Consider the following 16,513-nt stretch of genomic DNA (forward strand, 5'->3'; position numbering starts at 1 on the left):
CGTCAGCGGTCGAGCGCGTCGATCGCGCGGGCCATCGACGTCCCGAGGTTCCATCGCTCGGCGAGCTCGAGGGCGGCGGTGCGGCGCGCCTCGTCGAGCGGGCGCAGCTCTCCGTCGACGTCGCCGAGCGCGAGGTCTCTGACGACCGCGACGACCCGAGGCGCCACGTCGAGGTACGGCGCGGCGGCGAGGACCTTCGCGGCCTGACCCTTCGTCATGCCCACGCCCTCGGCGGCGGCAGAGCGGATGGCCGCGAGATCGCCATGCGCGGCGAGGAGCGTCGCCGCCGTCTTCTCGCCGACGCCCGCGACCCCCGGCAGCCCGTCGGAGGCGTCGCCGCGGAGGGTCGCGAAATCCGCGTACTGGTCGGCGCGGATGCCGTATCGCTCGAGGATGACGCCCTCCGTCATCACCTCGAGCTTGCTCATGCCCTTCACGGTGGAGATGACGCGCACGTCTCGGGCGTCGTCGACGAGCTGGAAGAGGTCGCGATCGCCCGTGACGATGTCGACGGGCATGGCGGACTGCGTCGCGAGCGACCCGATGACGTCGTCGGCCTCGTGCTCCGCCGCCCCCACGATCGGGATGCCGAGCGCGCTGAGCTCCTCGCGGATGACCGGCACCTGCGCCTCGAGGGGATCGGGCACCTCCTCCACGTCGGGGCCGGCGGCGACGACCTCGACGACGCGGTGCGCCTTGTACGACGGGATGAGGTCGACGCGCCACTGCGGGCGCCAGTCGTCGTCCCAGCAGGCGACGAGGTGCGTCGGCTCGTAGGTCGTGACGAGCTTCGCGATCATGTCGAGGAGGCCGCGGGCCGCGTTGACGGGCGTGCCGTCGGCGGCGCGCACCGTGTCGGGGACGCCGTAGAACGCGCGGAAGTAGAGCGAGGCGGTGTCGAGCAGCATGAGGCGGGGCACGTGCCCATCCTGCCAGTGCCGCCGCGTCACCATCCGTTCATGTGCGCGTCGTCCGCGGCTCACCCGCGGACCGGGGCCCGTTCACGCCCTCGGCTCACCCTGGTCGTCAAGGTGGGACACCCGCGTCTCGCCGCGCGGGGCATCCCGCAGAGCCAGGAGGTCACGTGGAGCGCGAGCCGGTCGCATGGATCGAGTCGCCCCTGCAGCTGCTCGGGGCGGCCGAGTGGGCGCACGCTCACGGCACGGTGATCGATGTCGCGTGCCGCCTCACGACCCAGGTTCCCGAGACCGCGGCAGAGCTCTCGGCCCGGCGCGCGCCGCTCGGCGACATGCTCCCGTACTTCGGCATCCCGTGGCGGCTGCTTGCGCGCCACCGGCACTGGATCGTCGGCGACGGCTTCTCGGGGCAGTTCCGTCTCGCCGCGAGCGTGCTGCGCCCCGACCGCGTGACGTTCCTCGACGACGGCGCGAACACGCTCGCCCTCGCCGACGCGCTCACGGGGCGGCGCCCCTACGCGCGACCGGGGCAGACCGAGCGCGGGCTCACGGCGCGATTCGGCCCCTCGGCCCTCGAGCACCTGCGCCGACGCGCACACGCCGGCGGCGTCGACCTCTTCACGGCGTTCGCACTGGGCGACGAGCGCACCGCGGCGCTGGGCACGATGGGGGTCGGCGTCGGCGCCCACGGATTCGGATGGCTGCGCGACAGCGCGCACAGCGACCGGATGAGGCGGGCCGTGGATGGAGATCGCCTTCTGCTCGGCAGCGCGCGCCCGGTGGACGGGCATATGCCGCTTCCCGACTACATCGCGTGGGTCGCCGACGAGGCGGCCGCTGAGCCGGTGACGTACCTGCCGCACCGCCGTGAGACCGATGAGCAGCTCGACCTCGTCTCGGCGCTGCCGGGTGTGACGGTCGCACGCCTCGGGCTTCCGGTCGAGCTGGTGCTGGCGGGGGCCGGGCGGCCGCTCGAGGTCCTGTCGCTCGCGACGAGCGCGACGACGACGCTGTCGCTGCTGCTCGAGGGCACGGGAAGCGTGCTGCGCGAGAAGGACGGCATCGTGCGACGCACGGGCGAGTCGTTCGCGGACGAGCTGCCGGGGCGGACAGCCCCGGATGAGACTGCGGCGGTCGGCGCGAGGGAGCTGGGGGGCTCCGGGGGCGCGCCGACCGCTGCGATCGACGACGCGGCGACGGCGCCGGCCGACGTCGTCGCGGTGATCCCCGCTCGCGGCGGGTCGGTGGGGGTGCCGGGCAAGAACCTCCGCCGCATCTCGGGGGTCCCGCTTGTGGGCCGCGCGGTGCGCTCGGCGCTCGACGCGGGCATCGACCAGGTGTTCGTGTCGACCGACGATGCGGAGATCGCGGCGACCGCGACGGTCCACGGGGCGGCGGTGATCGAGCGTCCGGCGGAGATCGCCGGTTCGACCGCGAGCTCGGAGTCGGCGCTCCTGCACGCGCTCGACGCCCTCGCGGCCCAGGGCGTGCGCCCGCGCGTGCTCGTCTTCCTGCAGGCGACGTCGCCGTTCATCGACGCCGAGGCGCTCCGGATGGCGGTGGCCGGGGTCCGAGAGGGGAATGCCGACTGCGCGTTCTCGGCGGTCGAGTCCTACGGCTTCCTGTGGCGGCGGGGCGAGCAGGGGGCCGAGGCGGTCAACCACGAGGTCGGGTACCGGCCGCGGCGGCAGGATCGCGAGCCGCACTTCCTCGAGACGGGCGCGTTCTATGTGCTGGATGTCGAGGGCTTCGTCCGCGCGCGCCATCGGTTCTTCGGCCGTATCGAGATCGTCGAGGTTCCCGAGCGCACGGCCATCGAGATCGACTCCGAGGAGCAGCTCGAGATCGCCCGGGCGATGGCGCCGCTCATCGACCGGATGCGCGTTCGCGCGGGCGCGCGGCGTCGGTTCGCGCACGCGATCGACGCATGACCACCGCCGCACTGCGGCGGGTCGTGGGGATCGCCGACACGGACTCGTACGTCAAGTGGGCGGCCGCCCTGCTCGGGACCCTTCCGGATGAGGCCGGCGAGCTCATCGTGCTGGACACGCCGCTCGTCGTTAGCGACGCCCAGCTCGAGACGGCGCTCGCGGGAAGCGGGCTCGACCGCAGCCGCGTGCGGCGCGCCGCTTTCAACGAGCTCGCGGAGCTCGTGGCGGATGCGGATGCGGTGCTCGTCGCCGCGCGCGGTCCGCTCGTGCGCGTCGTCGCGAGGGAGGTCGCACAGCTGGAGCCGCGGCCCGTCATCGTGACGGGGCTCCCGGGCATCTCCGTCCCCGCGACGTGGCTCGCGCTGCACTTCCGGCGTCAATGCGATCTCTTCGTGCTGCATGCGCATCGCGAGGTGCGTGAGTTCGCCCGGCTCGCGGAGGAGCGGGGGATCGCGCAGCGGTTCGGCCTGGCTCGCCTGCCGTTCGCGGCAGGAGGCACGCCGAGCGGGCAGCCTGTGCGCGGCGGCACGGACCTCGTGTTCGCGGCGCAGGCGATCGTGCCGCGCGCGCGTGAGGATCGTGAGCTCGTCGCGCGCATCCTCGTCGACGCGGCGAAGCTCGATCCGAGTCGCCGTGTCGTCGTGAAGCTGCGCGGACGCGCGGGGGAGCAGCAGACGCACGCCGAGCGGGATGCCTATCCGGATCTCATCGCCGAGCTCGGCGACGTGCCGCCGAATCTCGTCTTCTCGACGGAGCCGATGGGCGAGGCGCTCGACAGGGCCGAAGGGCTCGTGACCGTCAGCTCGACCGCGGCGATCGAGGCCATCGCGCGCGGCGTGCCCGTGATCGTGCTCGACACGTTCGGCGTCTCGCGCCGCCTCATCAACGTCGTGTTCGAGGAGAGCGGCCTGTTCGGCGGTGAGGACGACGTGATCGCGCGGAGCTTCCGCATGCCCCGCGCGGAATGGCTGCGCGACAGCTACTTCCACGACACGGCGGACGACGACTGGAGCCAGCAGCTCGCCGGGCTCGTGGCGCAGCGGCGGGCGGGAGCGCTCGCGCCGCGCCCGCCGTACCGGCGCTGGGGCGGCCGCGCTCGCGACGCGTGGGAGCGGCGGCTCGCACTGGGCGACGCCGACCGCACGGTCTCGGGAGCCGTCGCGTACGCGATCGGCGTGCCCATCCGCTCGGTGCTGCGCTTCACGAGGCGCATGAGACGACGCCTCGGCGCTGCCGTCTCAGCAGCCGGGGCCCGCGGGGTTCTCGACGCATGAGCCCTCGACGAGGGCGGTGTGCGCCTCGACCACCCGCACGGATGATCCTGCTGACGTCGCGGTGACGAGCCCGTCGACGGGATAGACGCCCCACACTCCGAAGTCGACCACGGCGCTGTACGACACGGAGACGACGACGTCGTACGAGCCGCGGGCCGCATAGGCGTGACTCGTCTCGGTCGCCGAGAACTCCGGGAGCCCGAGGTCGTTCCACGTCGATCCGCCCGAGCCGACCGTCTGCACCGTGCCGTCGCCGAAGTCGAAGGCGAACGACGCGGGCGTGAAGGACACGGTGACCGGCAGCCCGAACAGCGAACCGCCAGCGACGTGCTCCTGAGCGGGCGCGACGACGTTCATCGGCATGCCGACGATCGCGATCCCGGCGGGCTCGGTGGTCACGCTCGGCGGAGCCGGCGCGAACGTCAGCACGTCGCGCTCGGTCAGCGGCGGGATGACCGGCGCCTCCGGCTCGGGATCCTCCTCCGCCGGCGGCTTCTCGACACGGCACTGATCCCGCGCCTCCGGCCAGTTCTCGAGCCGGCACGGCACCCGCTCCTCCTGCTGCCCCGGCACCTGCGGCAGGCCGTTGTCGCCGTAGTCGATGTACTCGTACTCCTGCTGCGGGTTCTGCTGCTGCGGCGGAGGAGCCTGCGGAATGTGCCGCTCTCCCTCGAGCTCGACGTGGTCTTCCTTGTTGTGCGTCTCGGTGCAGATTCCTAGCTTGATTTCGTCCATCGAGCACGCAGCGGTACTGGCGTTGAAGGCAGCCTCTGCTGTGAGCAGGCCCGCAATTAGCGCGAAAGTCGAGAGAACCGTGGTTGTCAACATTCCGCGGCTCCGTACTCGCTTTCCGCGATCTTGAACCCGCTGTTGACTGTTGTTAGGGCCAGTTCGAGTGAGTAAACGGGTATGTCGTCGGCCGGGGTCACGTCATTCCCGTCGCGATCGACGACGGTCACGTTGCTTGAGTCAATGCAAGCGGTCGCCTGCACCTCAGCGGCGTCCTCGATCGACCGATACTTGGCTGGTGTGAAGCTTATGAGCAGATACTCTCCTGCGAACGAGCGGCCGCTTTCTTCGAGGAGCTGCTGCGTTTCCTCATCTGATTTGAGAGCTTCGCCAGCGAGAAACTCTTGAGGATCGGCCTCCTGATCGCCTGCATTCCTCGCGTTGAGCGCGTCGATATACGCCCGATATGTCTCCTCCGCCGCGGCGAATGCCTCCTCCTCGGACGCGAAGCCGGTCGGCGTCGGCGTCGGTGCGGGCTCGGGTACGCAGCCCGCGAGCGAGATCGCGCCGGCGATCGCGGCGACGAGGGCGAGGGGGCTGCGGGGCATCATGCATGTCACGGTAGTGCGCTCGCGGCGCGGACGCGGCAGTTATCCACAGGTCATGATGCGGTCACTGGAAGTCGCGCGAGTTGTGCTTAACCCCGACGCGGAGGTCTTCGAACGCGTCGGCGAGGAGGTTGACGACGCCCTCGGGTGAGCGCTCGAGGATGCCGCGTGCGATGAGCGCGGGGCTGTCGCGCAGCACGCGTCGGTAGCGGTTCCAGACGCCCGTCGAGCAGATGACGTTCATGAGCCCGTGCTCGTCCTCGAGGTTGAGGAACGTCACCCCCGATGCGGTCGCCGGGCGCTGCCGGTGGGTCACGAGGCCCGCGATCTCGACGCGGCGACCGGACTCGTGCGTGCGCAGCGCCGTCGACGGCAGCACGCCCCGGCCGTTGAGCTGCACCCGGTAGTGCGCGAGCGGATGGTCGTTGACCGAGATGCCCGTGGCCCACAGGTCCGCAGCCAGGCGCTCGAAGCTCGAGGGGTCGGGGAAGAGCGGCGGCTGCACCGACGCGACCGTTCCCGGCAGGAACTCCGCGCGATCGAGCGCCGCCGATCCGGCCATCCAGATCGCCTCGCGACGGGTCATCCCGAGGCCCTCGAAGGCCCCCGCCGTGGCGAGCGCCTCGACCTGCGCCTCGGTCACGCCCGTGCGCCGCACGAGCCCGTTGAGGTCGGTGAACGGGCCGTTCGCGGCGCGTTCGGCGACGATCCGCTTCGCGGTGGCGAGGCCGATGCCGGTGACCCCGGCCAGGCCGAGGCGGACGGCGTGCGCGCCATCGCGTCGGTGCGCCTCCGACTCGTCTGGTGCGCTCCGCTCGAAGTCGCCGACGGGAGGGTGGTCGTGCTCACGGCACGCTTCCCGTCCGGTCGGCGCCCTGCGCGACGCGCCGATGGTCTCGCGGCTGTGCACACGGTGCGCAGGCTCGTCGGCGCGCTCGAGGGGCTCGAGCTCCTCGGTCGCACCCGACAGATTGATGTCGGGGCGGCGCACGCGCACCCCGTGTCGACGCGCATCTGCCGTGAGCGACGCGGGCGAATAGAAGCCCATGGGCTGCGAGCGGAGGAGCCCTGCGAGGAACGCGGCGGGGTAGTGGAGCTTGATCCACGACGAGGCGTAGACGAGCAGCGCGAACGACAGCGAGTGCGACTCGGCGAAGCCGAAGTTCGCGAACGCCTGGATGCGCCCGTACAGGTCGTCGGCGAGCTCTCCCGTGATGCCGTTCTCGGCCATCCCCGCGTAGAGCTTCTTCTTGAGCGTCTCGATCTTCTCCTGCCCGCGCTTGGAGCCCATCGCCCGACGGAGCATGTCGGCCTCACCCGCGTCGCAGTTGCCGACGGCGACCGCCATCTGCATGAGCTGCTCCTGGAAGATCGGCACGCCCAGCGTGCGCTTGAGCACCGGCTCGAGCTTGGGGTGGGGGTACTCGACGACCGCCGCGACGCACGCGTCGTACGACAGATCCGGGTGCTCGCGGCGGTAGGCCTCGAGGGCCGCCTTCCGCTTCACGAACGGATGGACGGCCCCACCCTGGATCGGACCGGGGCGGATGAGGGCGATCTGCACGACGAGGTCGTAGAACGAGCGCGGCTGCAGCCGGGGGAGGAGGCCCATCTGCGCGCGCGACTCGACCTGGAAGACGCCGATCGAGTCGGCGCGGCACAGCATGTCGTAGACCGCGGCCTCCTCGCGCGGGAGCGTCTCGAGCCGCCACTCCTCGCCTGTGGCCTCGCGGATGATGTCGAAGCAGTGCTGCAGCGCCGCGAGCATCCCGAGACCCAGCAGATCGAACTTGACCAGACCCATCCACGCCGCGTCGTCCTTGTCCCACTGGATGACCGTGCGCTTCTCCATGCGGGCGTGCTCGATGGGCACGACCTCGCCCACGGGGCGCTCGGTGAGCACCATCCCGCCCGAGTGGATGCCGAGGTGCCGAGGCGCCTTGAGCAGCTCGGTCGCGTACGCGAGCACCTGCTCGGGGATGTCGTGGTCGGGACCGGTGTCGACCGAGGCGCCCCAGCGCTCGACCTGCTTCGACCAGGCGTCCTGCTGGCCGGGGGAGAAGCCGAGGGCCTTGGCCATGTCGCGGATGGCGTTCTTCGGCCGGTACTGGATGACGTTCGCGACCTGCGCCGCGCGCTCGCGGCCGTACTCGTCGTAGACCCACTGGATGATCTCCTCGCGCCGATCCGAGTCGAAGTCGACGTCGATGTCGGGCTCCTCGTCGCGCAGCGCGGAGAGGAAGCGCTCGAAGGGGAGGTCGTAGAAGATCGCGTCGACCGCGGTGATGTCGAGCAGGTAGCAGACGGCGCTGTTGGCGGCGGAGCCCCGACCCTGGCAGAGGATGCCGCGGCGGCGGGCCTCCTGCACGATGCCGTGGACGATGAGGAAGTAGCCGGGGAAGTCCTTCTCCTCGATGACGCGCAGCTCCTTCTCGATGCGCTTGCGCACCTCCTCGCGGCGACCGGGGTACTTGCGGTCGACGCCCTCCCAGACGAGATGGCGCAGATGCTCCATCGGCGTGCATCCGTCGTCGAGATCGAGCTTCGGCAGCGCGGGCTTCGCGAGCCGCAGCGGGAAGGCGAGCTCGTCGGCGAGCGGCACGGTGCGCTCGACCGCTCCGGGATGGCGCGCGAAGAGCCGCGTCATCTCGGCGCCCGAGCGCAGGTGCGCCGCCGTGTGCGCGGGGAGCCAGCCGTCCAGATCGTCCATGCTGCGGTTCGCGCGCACGGCCGCGATCGCCGTCGCGAGCTGAGCGTCGTGCGGCGACGCGTAGTGCACGTTGTTGGTCGCCACGGTCGGCAGGTGCAGGCGGCCGGCGAGCGCCGCGAGCGCGTCGTTGCGGGGCGAGTCGAGCGGATCGCCGTGGTCCGTGAGCTCGACGCTCACGTTGTCGCGGCCGAAGAGCGCGACGAGGCGCTCGAGCTCCCGCCCCGTGCGCTCGAGATCTCCTCCTCCGCGCAGCGAGGCATCGAGTGCCCTCCGCACCGCGCCCTTGCGGCACCCGGTGAGGACGACCCACTCGCCGCCGGCCTGCGCGCCGAGCTCCTCGAGGTCGTAGAGGGGGCGCCCCTTCTCCCCTCCGCGCAGCTGCGCGTGCGTGATCGCGGCCGAGAGCCGGTGGTATCCCTCCTCGCCGCGGGCGAGGACAAGCAGATGATCGCCCTCGGGATCGGCATGACCCTTCTGCGGCTCGGAGAGCCCGAGCGAGAGCTCGGCGCCGAACACGGTCTTGACGCTCGTCGTCTCGGCCGCCTCGGCGAAGCGGGCGAGACCGTAGAAGCCGTCGTGGTCGGTGAGGGCGAGGGCATGCAGGCCGAGGCGCTCCGCCTCCTCGACGAGGGCCTCGGGTGACGAGGCTCCGTCGAGGAACGAGTACGACGAGTGCGCGTGCAGCTCGGCATAGGGGATGGCGTCGACCGGGCGCTCGATGGGAGGCGGCGTGTACGCGCCGCGCTTGCGGCTCCACGCGGGGCTGTCGCCGCCGTCCGCTCCGGCCGGGACGGGATCGGGGCGACGCCCGCTCAGCGCGCGCTCGAGCTCCGACCAGCGCACGGGTGGATTGTGCCATCCCATCAGGCGTACCTCCCCTCGATCCACCAGGAGTCGTCCTCCAGCACGATGAGCCAGGCCGTCTGCTCCGCGTCGACCACCTGGAAGCGGTGCGCTCGCCGCATCCGCTCGCCGTCCCATCCGCGCTCGATCACGGGCCACGGCCCTGCCCATGCCGTGATGGGGCGCCCGTCGATGACCGCGGGCGCCGCCGTGAGCAGCCCGCGGTCGTCGACGGAGACCTCCGCGCCGCCCTGGCCGGAGACGCGCGTGCGCCTCGGATGGCGGAACACCTCGCTCGGCAGCGGCTGCGGCAGCGATCCCGGCCACGGCGCGTCGCGTCGCTGAGCCGGCCGCTCCCCGTCGCCCCACGGCACGCGCACCTCGCGCTCCTGCAGCCAGCGCCCGCCGCCGACGGCAGGGGTGACGACGCCGCGGTGTCCGAGCATCGCCTGGACGCGCGACATCGCGTGATGGAGTCGCTCGTCGGGGCCCTGGCCGATGAGCGTCGGCTGGTGATGCACGCTGTCGTCGACGGCCTCGGGCTCGATGCGGACGTGCGCGATGCCGCCGACGAGGTCGCCGCCGTCGTCGGCGGCAGCCTGCAGCTGCCAGCGCACGCGGTCGACGAGGGCCGCGGGGTCGAACCGCGTGGGATGCAGCCACACGCGCTCGCTGCGCGTGCCGCGGTCGTCGGTGAGGATGATCCGGGCCTCGGTGCAGACGAGCCCGGCTTCGCCGAGGGCGGTGCAGACGTCGTCGCACGTCTGGCGCACGGCGAAGGCGATCTGATCGGCGAGCTCGAGCGGCGGCTCGAGATCGAGCTCGCGCGCGAGCTCGGGCGGCGGCGTGCGCGGCTCGACGGGACGGGAGTCCGCGCCGCGTGCGAGATCGTGCAGCCGCACGCCGTGCTCGCCGAGTCGTGCGCGGACCTGCTCGCCGTCGAGCGCGGCGAAATCGCCGAGGGTCTGCACGCCGAGCTTCGCGAGCAGCCCCACGAGGGCGTCGTCTTCGATGGCTGCGATGGAGAGGGGCGCGAGGAAGTCGGCGGATGCTCCAGGCGGCACGCAGCGGACGGGGGCGTCCGCGCGCGTCAGGCGGGCGGCGCGCTCGGCGGTGAAGACGCCGTCGGCGACGCCGGCGCGGGCTCCTGGGAGCCCCATCGCCGTGAGCGCCTCGATGAGGGCGAGGGCGGCGGGCTCCTCCCCGCCGTAGAAGCGGGCGGGGCCCCGAGCCCGCACTGCGGCGAGGCCCGGTCGCAAGGGCTGCACGCCGGGGGTGAGCTCGTCGAGGCGCGTGAGCACGGGCAGGAACGCGCGCTCGTCGCGCCCCGGATCGGCCGGGGCGAGCTGCAGAGAAGGGCAGGCCGCCTGCGCGTCGCGACGGCGCTGTCCGCGGCGCACCCCCTCGGCGCGCGCCGCCGCCGAGCAGGCGACCACGCGGTTGGCATGCAGGATCGCGACCGGCGGAGCGGCGGCGACCGTCGCAGCGGTCGCCGGCGCGGCGGTCGCGGGAGCGCTCGTCTGGCGGGCCCGCGGGTCGCGTGCGGCCCGGCGTGCCGCGTCGCGCGACACGGTCCGCAGGTGCGCGGTGACCGGCCAGTCCGGCAGCCACACGACGATGGCCCTGGTCATCCGACAGCCGCCAATCCGCGTCGCGCGGCGCGCGTCTTCTGCTCGGCGCGGGCGAGCACCGCGCGAGCGCGCTCGGCGCGTTCGGCCGCCGCCGCGTCGATCCGCTCCTCCGCTGCCGGGACGGGCACCACCGCGGGGACGAGAGCCGGACGGGGCACCGCGACAGGGGCGCCCTGCGGCCCGGGCAGCTGCACGCGCACGCGCTTCGGGACGGGGGAGCGCCGCCCCGACGACGACACCGTGACGGTGCGCGCCGTGAGCAGACCGTGGCCCTCGCCGAGGCCGGACCACACGGGATCTTCGAGGTGCAGCGTCGCCTCGGCCTGCGGCCAGGGCCCGGTCACGAGCAGGACGCCGCCTCGGTCGCGCAGTCGCGCGGTCAGGCGCGCGACCTCGGCATCGCGCGGGCTCCCGGCGGGGCGCACCGCGACCACGGGGAAGACCTCGGCGATCGCCGACACCGCGGCGAGCCAGCGGTCGCCGGGCTCGGGGACGAGCGCGAAGCGCGACAGGTCGACGCCCGCGGCCTCGGCCGCCTCCGCCGAGAGCTCGGGCATCCCCACGACCGCGCACCAGGAGCCCGCTCGCGAGGGCTCGGTGAGCAGGGCCAGCAGCAGACTCGCCGCGGGATCGAGCGTGTAGACGGCGCCGGGGCGCAGGCCTCCCTCGGGGAACAGGGGCGCGAGCGCGTCGTGCACGGGCAGCGCCGTGACGCGGGCGCTCGCCCGCTGCATCCTGCTGATCTCGGTCTGCAGCCGCAGCACCTCGACCGGAAGCGCCATCCCCATCCCACCATTCTAGAAAGTATGTTCTAGCTCCGCCAGAGGAGTTGTTCGAACACTATTTCCAGCCTCCGACATCGCGGTCGAGAGGACGGTGAGAGGGGAGAAGGGTGCTGGTCGCCTCGGAGATCCGCGTCAGCGGGCGCCGAGGAACGCGCCGTCCGCCGACCCGATGAACGCGTAGTCCGCGTAGCCGTCGCCGAAGGAGATCGAGATGCCGACCGGGGCGCCCTCCTCGTAGCCGCGCTCGACGAACATGTACGGCCCGTCGACGAGCTCGTCGCGCGTCAGGCCGGCCTCGCCGAGCGCCTGCGCGAGCAACTCGGGGAACGCCGCCCACGCGATGTCGTCGAAGCGGAAGCGCTCCGCATCGGGGTTCTCCGGCTGGATCGACGCCGGCCCCTGGTTCTCGACGGTGCCGCCCCGGTAGAAGAAGGTGTCGAACCGGTCGGAGCCCGGTGCGGTCGCCATGTCGGCGGACACGAACTCCTCGTACACGAGCACCTGCACCGTCTCATCCGTTCCCGCGGCCTCCTCGATCGCGGCGAGGGCGCGCTGCACGCGCCCCTCCGCGAACATCGACGCGTGGTCCTCGCCGGTGATGATCGTGAGCGTCTCGGCCCGGACGTCGTCGGCCACCGGCACGAGCACGGCTGCCGCACCGGCCAGGGCGAGCACCACGTAGGCGGCGATCCGCCATCCGCGGCCCTTCGGGCCCGTGCCGATGATCGGATCTCCCTTGCGCCTGCGCGGCGCGCGCTCCGCGCCCAGCACGACCGGGCCATCCTGCCACTCGGCCACGTGCTCGCGTGCGGGCAGGCGCGACAGCCGCGCGGCATCCGGCACCTCGTCCTCGATGATCGCGACCTCGGGCGCATCCGCCTCGAGGCGCGCCACGGTCACGGATGCCCCGGGCTGGTACTGCGGGATCCGCACGATGTCGACGAGCTGGCGGATGGTCGTGCGGTAGGCGGGGCGGTCGGCCGGCGCGACCGACACGTCGATCTCGCACACCGGCTGGTCGTTGATCGTCGTGCCGGTGCGGCGGAGCGCGTCGATGCGGGCGGGGGCGAAGCGCCCCGCGGCCCTGGCGGCTTCGATCTTCTTCGGATGGAGCCCGGCGAGGGAGCCCATCGACCGCGCGACGAGCACGAGGGGGAAGAGGGTCGACAGGACGATGATCGCGGTGATCCAGATCCATGTGAAGCGGTCGCCGACGAAGATCGAGAAGAGGAGCGCGGCGACCCCGGCTCCGAAGATGAAGGACATGAGGAGCCTGATCACGCTTCCACGCTATCGACATCTGCCGACGGGCGGATGGCCGGGGTCGCGCGGGAATGCGGGGGCTCGGGATGTGTTGTAGTCTGTAGTGCTCGGGGAAACCCGAGGTGACAACTCCACAGAGCGACAGCGGTTCCCTTCGCGAGAAGGATTCCCAGGGGCTGATCGGTTTCGACAGTGCTTGCGAATCTGCGAGAAGCGGGCCGAGGATGCAGGGTTATCTCGTAAACGCTCCCTGCGAACCAATAAGTGCCGAATCCAAGCGCACTGACTTCGCCCTCGCTGCCTAAGCGAGCCCGATAGTCCGTCAGACCGTGGTTGATCCCGACACGGACTCTGGCGTCATCTAGGGATCTTGCTGCACGGCGGTGTCGGGACGCCGTGCGGGACTCTTTCTCGACTGGGCTCGTCGACTTAGGTGTCTGTGACAAAGGTCGGAGCCGAGCAGAACGCTTTCACAGACTGCGCCCGGAGAAGCCCCAGAGACTCAGCGCTGGACGGGGGTTCGATTCCCCCCAGCTCCACCGATCGCTGTCGCACAGTGGGAAGGCCCCTTTCCTCGCGTCCGCGAGGAGAGGGGCCTTCGTCATGCTCGGGCTCGGCCCATCGCAGGTGCGCCCCGCCTCGTCAACCCCGCGCGCGGGCGCCGCGTCGCGGACAGGATGGTCGGATGGCGATCGACTCTGACACCGGAACGCGGCTGCGAAGGGGCATCACCACCCCGCTGCTGTTCGCCTTCATCCTCGGCGACGTCCTCGGCGCAGGCATCTACGCGCTCATGGGCGTGCTCGCCGAGGAGGTCGGCGGCATGCTCTGGGCGCCGCTTCTGCTCGCCCTGCTCATGGCGCTGCTGACGGCAGGCTCGTACGCCGAGCTCGTGACGAAGTACCCGCGCGCCGGCGGCGCCGCGGTGTTCGCCGAGCGGGCGTTCCGCAACCGGCTCGTGTCGTTCCTCGTCGGGTTCAGCATGCTGGCGGCCGGTGTCGTGAGCGCAGCCGGACTGGCCTTGGCGTTCGCGGGGGAGTACCTCGCCACCTTCGTCGAGCTACCCGCGGTTCCCGTCGCGATCGCGTTCCTCGCCCTCGTCGCGGCGATCAACGCGCGCGGCATCCGCGAGTCCATGGGCGCGAACGTCGTGATGACCGTGATCGAGGTGAGCGGCCTCGTGATTGTCGTGGTCGTCGTGGGCGTGCTCCTCGGAGGAGGCGGCGGAGACCTCGGGCGCGTCACCCAGCTGCCGGATGACGCGGGCGGGGCGGGCGCGATCCTCGCGGGAGCGATCATCGCCTACTACTCCTTCGTGGGGTTCGAGACGTCGGCGAACGTCATCGAGGAGGTGAAGGACCCGACCCGCTCGTACCCGCGCGCGCTCTTCGGCGCGCTCGCCGCGGCAGGTGCCGTCTACGTGCTCGTCGGGCTCGCGAGCGCGATCGCGCTTCCGCCGGAGGAGCTGTCCTCCTCCACCGGGCCCCTCCTCGCGGTGGTCGAGTCGACCGGTGTGGCCGTCCCCTCGTGGCTGTTCAGCGCGATCGCCCTGGTCGCGGTGGCGAACGGCGCGCTCCTCACGATGATCATGGCCAGCCGACTCACCTACGGCATGGCGGAGCAGGGGATGCTGCCGGGCGCGTTCGCGCGGGTTCTCCCGAACCGGAAGACGCCGTGGGTCGCGATCGTCGCGACGACGGTCGTCGCGATGGCGCTCACCCTGATCGGCGACCTCGCGACGCTCGCGGAGACCGTCGTCCTGCTCCTCCTCTTCGTGTTCCTCAGCGCGAATATCTCGGTGCTCGTCCTGCGTCGCGACCGTGTCGGCCATCCGCACTTCCGCGTGTGGACGTTCGTCCCCGTCCTCGGCATCGCGTCGTGCATCGTGCTGCTCACCCAGCAGCGCCCGATCGTGTGGGCCTTCGGGGCCGCTCTGCTCGCCCTCGGCGGCCTGCTGTACGCGGTCGCCCGCTGGACGAGCCGCGACCGCGCGCGCTGAGTCCGCGGATTCAGGGACATCCCGGATGTCCGCGGTCCGCCTCGCGGGACACACTGGAGTGTGATCACCTCCTCTGCCCGTCGGCCTGCGGCCATCCGCATCGCGATCGTCGTCGCGGTGCTCGCGGTCGCCGCGGCGCTCATCGTCGGGCTCGTCACGTGGGCGTCGAAGGCCTCGTCGTCGGCGGTCGTCGACGGCATCGACTGGCCGTCGCAGGGACAGGCCGCCGTCGCGATCGCCGATGGAGACGTCGTCGCGAGCTCGGACGCGCCCGTGCCGATGGCGAGCATCTCGAAGGTCGTGACGGCGCTCATGGTGCTCGAGGAGCGTCCGCTCGAACCCGGTGAGCAGGGCGGCGACTACTGGTTCACCGAGGAGTGGGACATCGCGTACCGGGACTACATCGCGCGAGGTGAGTCCGCCCTGAAGATCCCGGTCGACGGGATGCTCACGCAGCACCAGCTGCTCCAGGGGATGCTGATCGGCTCCGCGTGCAACTACGCCGACATCCTCCTGACGAGCATCTGGGGCGACGAGGCGGCGTTCGCGACAGCCGCGGCCGCCTTCGTGTCCGAGAACGGCCTCGACGGGATCACGATGGTCGAGCCGACCGGCATCGACACCCGGAACACGGCCACGCCCGAGGCGCTCATCGAGCTCGGCCGCCTCGCGCTCGAGAACCCGGTGATCGCGGAGATCGTCGCGACGCCGTCCGTGGACCTCCCGGGCGCAGGGCTGGTCGAGAACACGAACGACCTGCTCGCGGATCCGGGTGTCGTCGGCATCAAGACCGGCACTCTCGAGGGCAGCAGCCTGCTCTCGGCCAAGGATGTGCCGGACGGAGACGGCGAGACGACCCGCGTCTACGCGGTCGTGCTGGGGCAGCCCGACGACGACGCGCGGTTCACGGCGTCGCGGGAGCTGTACGCGCAGGTCGAGGCGTCGCTCGCGGAGTGAGCGACCGGCTCAGCGCGCGGCGAGACGGAGCCGTGCGAAGAGGTCCTCGATGATCAGGCGCTCGTCGAGATCGACGCACACCAGCTCGTGGGGGAGCGATCCGGGAACGGTCCGCGTGCGCGCGTGCCGGAGCGCCGTGAACGCGAGCGGCGCGCTGTCGCCGAGCGGCCAGACCGGGTCGATCGCGACCCCCTCGGGAAGCGGCAGCTGCTCGTAGCGCTCCCACAGCCATCCGCCGAGTGCTCCGGAAGACGTCAGCCGCTCCTCGAGCTCGGCGACCGATATCGCGAGCAGCCGGTACGTCTCGGCCGGGAAGCGGATGACCTCGAGCTCCGGCTGGGCGAAGACGAACGTCGCCGCGCCGGCATCGGTGTCGCGGTTGTACTCGAACCCGTCGCCCTCGAGCAGGCCGCCGACCCAGAGGAGGCGAGTCCGCTCGACGACGTCGGGCGCGAGGCGGATGGCGTCGGCGACGTTCGTCAGCGGGCCGCCGCACACGATGGTCAGCTTCGCGTCGGGCGTCGCCTGCGCGGCCGCATCGACGATGAGCCGCGCCGCGGCGGTCTCGCGCGGGCTGCCGTCGAACCCTGTGTCGGCTCCCGCTGCGAGCGGAAGAGGCGCGTGCGCCATCCGCGTGAGGAGCTCGGCGGCGAGCTCACGGCCGCGCTCCGCGGTGCCCTCGGATGGGCCGAACATCGGGTTGAGGAAGGAGCTCGTCACTCCGACGACGTCGTCGGATGGCGAGAGGAGGTGGTGCGCGAGCGCCACGAGGCCATCCGGGTCGCCGCCCCAGTCGTTGTCGACGACCATCCGTCCTGCTGTCGCGATCGCATGCCTCATCCGCGCCTCCGCTCCGTTGTCGTGGA

12 protein-coding genes and 1 other RNA gene are annotated in these 16,513 nt (G+C 71.9%); 5 read left to right on the forward strand and 8 right to left on the reverse strand.

Annotated features, from left to right (window positions below):
* Positions 1 to 2: 2 nt before the first annotated feature.
* Complete coding sequence (locus M1D46_RS08700) at positions 3 to 908, reverse strand: 5'-3' exonuclease (protein ID WP_282979235.1); 906 nt, start codon at positions 906 to 908, stop codon at positions 3 to 5.
* A gap of 176 nt (positions 909 to 1,084) precedes the next feature.
* On the opposite strand from M1D46_RS08700, the gene M1D46_RS08705 reads away from it, so the two are divergent.
* Together M1D46_RS08705 and M1D46_RS08710 are read left to right on the forward strand one after the other, a co-directional pair.
* Complete coding sequence (locus M1D46_RS08705; RefSeq protein WP_456285308.1) at positions 1,085 to 2,848, forward strand: acylneuraminate cytidylyltransferase family protein; 1,764 nt, start codon at positions 1,085 to 1,087, stop codon at positions 2,846 to 2,848.
* The gene (locus M1D46_RS08710; protein WP_456285309.1) at positions 2,845 to 4,122 is read left to right on the forward strand and encodes a DUF6716 putative glycosyltransferase; all 1,278 of its coding nucleotides are present in this window, start codon (positions 2,845 to 2,847) and stop codon (positions 4,120 to 4,122) included. Before M1D46_RS08705 ends, M1D46_RS08710 begins: the two co-directional genes overlap by 4 nt.
* Here the strand turns inward: M1D46_RS08710 and M1D46_RS08715 are convergent.
* The 6 genes from M1D46_RS08715 to M1D46_RS08740 all read right to left on the reverse strand — a co-directional run bounded on the left by M1D46_RS08715 (position 4,087) and on the right by M1D46_RS08740 (position 12,709).
* Positions 4,087 to 4,857, reverse strand: coding sequence for a hypothetical protein (locus M1D46_RS08715; RefSeq protein WP_456285310.1), 771 nt, complete (start codon positions 4,855 to 4,857; stop codon positions 4,087 to 4,089). The two genes, M1D46_RS08710 and M1D46_RS08715, sit on opposite strands and share 36 nt — an antisense overlap.
* Before the next feature lie 86 nt (positions 4,858 to 4,943).
* The gene (locus M1D46_RS08720; RefSeq protein WP_456285311.1) at positions 4,944 to 5,462 is read right to left on the reverse strand and encodes a hypothetical protein; all 519 of its coding nucleotides are present in this window, start codon (positions 5,460 to 5,462) and stop codon (positions 4,944 to 4,946) included.
* Positions 5,463 to 5,523: 61 nt separating this feature from the next.
* Positions 5,524 to 9,033 (reverse strand): error-prone DNA polymerase, encoded by a 3,510-nt coding sequence (locus tag M1D46_RS08725; RefSeq protein ID WP_456285312.1) that lies wholly within the window; start codon positions 9,031 to 9,033, stop codon positions 5,524 to 5,526.
* Positions 9,033 to 10,643 carry a DNA polymerase Y family protein gene (locus M1D46_RS08730; RefSeq protein WP_456285313.1) on the reverse strand — a complete coding sequence of 537 codons (1,611 nt, stop codon included), beginning with the start codon at positions 10,641 to 10,643 and terminating at the stop codon, positions 9,033 to 9,035. Before M1D46_RS08730 ends, M1D46_RS08725 begins: the two co-directional genes overlap by 1 nt.
* Positions 10,640 to 11,431, reverse strand: a complete 792-nt coding sequence (locus M1D46_RS08735; protein WP_456285314.1) for a hypothetical protein — start codon at positions 11,429 to 11,431, stop codon at positions 10,640 to 10,642. The genes M1D46_RS08730 and M1D46_RS08735 overlap by 4 nt, the downstream gene beginning before the upstream one ends.
* A 129-nt stretch (positions 11,432 to 11,560) precedes the next feature.
* Positions 11,561 to 12,709 carry a hypothetical protein gene (locus M1D46_RS08740; protein ID WP_456285315.1) on the reverse strand — a complete coding sequence of 383 codons (1,149 nt, stop codon included), beginning with the start codon at positions 12,707 to 12,709 and terminating at the stop codon, positions 11,561 to 11,563.
* Positions 12,710 to 12,863: 154 nt separating this feature from the next.
* Between M1D46_RS08740 and ssrA the strand changes: the two genes are divergently transcribed.
* The 3 genes from ssrA to M1D46_RS08755 all read left to right on the forward strand — a co-directional run bounded on the left by ssrA (position 12,864) and on the right by M1D46_RS08755 (position 15,647).
* Positions 12,864 to 13,233, forward strand: a transfer-messenger RNA (tmRNA) gene (ssrA, locus tag M1D46_RS08745).
* 143 nt (positions 13,234 to 13,376) lie between these two features.
* Positions 13,377 to 14,690 carry an APC family permease gene (locus M1D46_RS08750; protein WP_456285316.1) on the forward strand — a complete coding sequence of 438 codons (1,314 nt, stop codon included), beginning with the start codon at positions 13,377 to 13,379 and terminating at the stop codon, positions 14,688 to 14,690.
* A gap of 60 nt (positions 14,691 to 14,750) precedes the next feature.
* Positions 14,751 to 15,647 carry a D-alanyl-D-alanine carboxypeptidase family protein gene (locus M1D46_RS08755; protein ID WP_456285317.1) on the forward strand — a complete coding sequence of 299 codons (897 nt, stop codon included), beginning with the start codon at positions 14,751 to 14,753 and terminating at the stop codon, positions 15,645 to 15,647.
* 9 nt (positions 15,648 to 15,656) lie between these two features.
* Here M1D46_RS08755 and M1D46_RS08760 read toward each other — a convergent pair whose 3' ends face one another.
* A complete protein-coding gene (locus M1D46_RS08760; RefSeq protein WP_456285318.1) occupies positions 15,657 to 16,487 on the reverse strand; it encodes a nucleoside hydrolase in 831 nt (276 codons plus the stop codon).
* Positions 16,488 to 16,513: the final 26 nt, after the last annotated feature.

This window comes from Microbacterium sp. JZ70 (assembly GCF_053903225.1).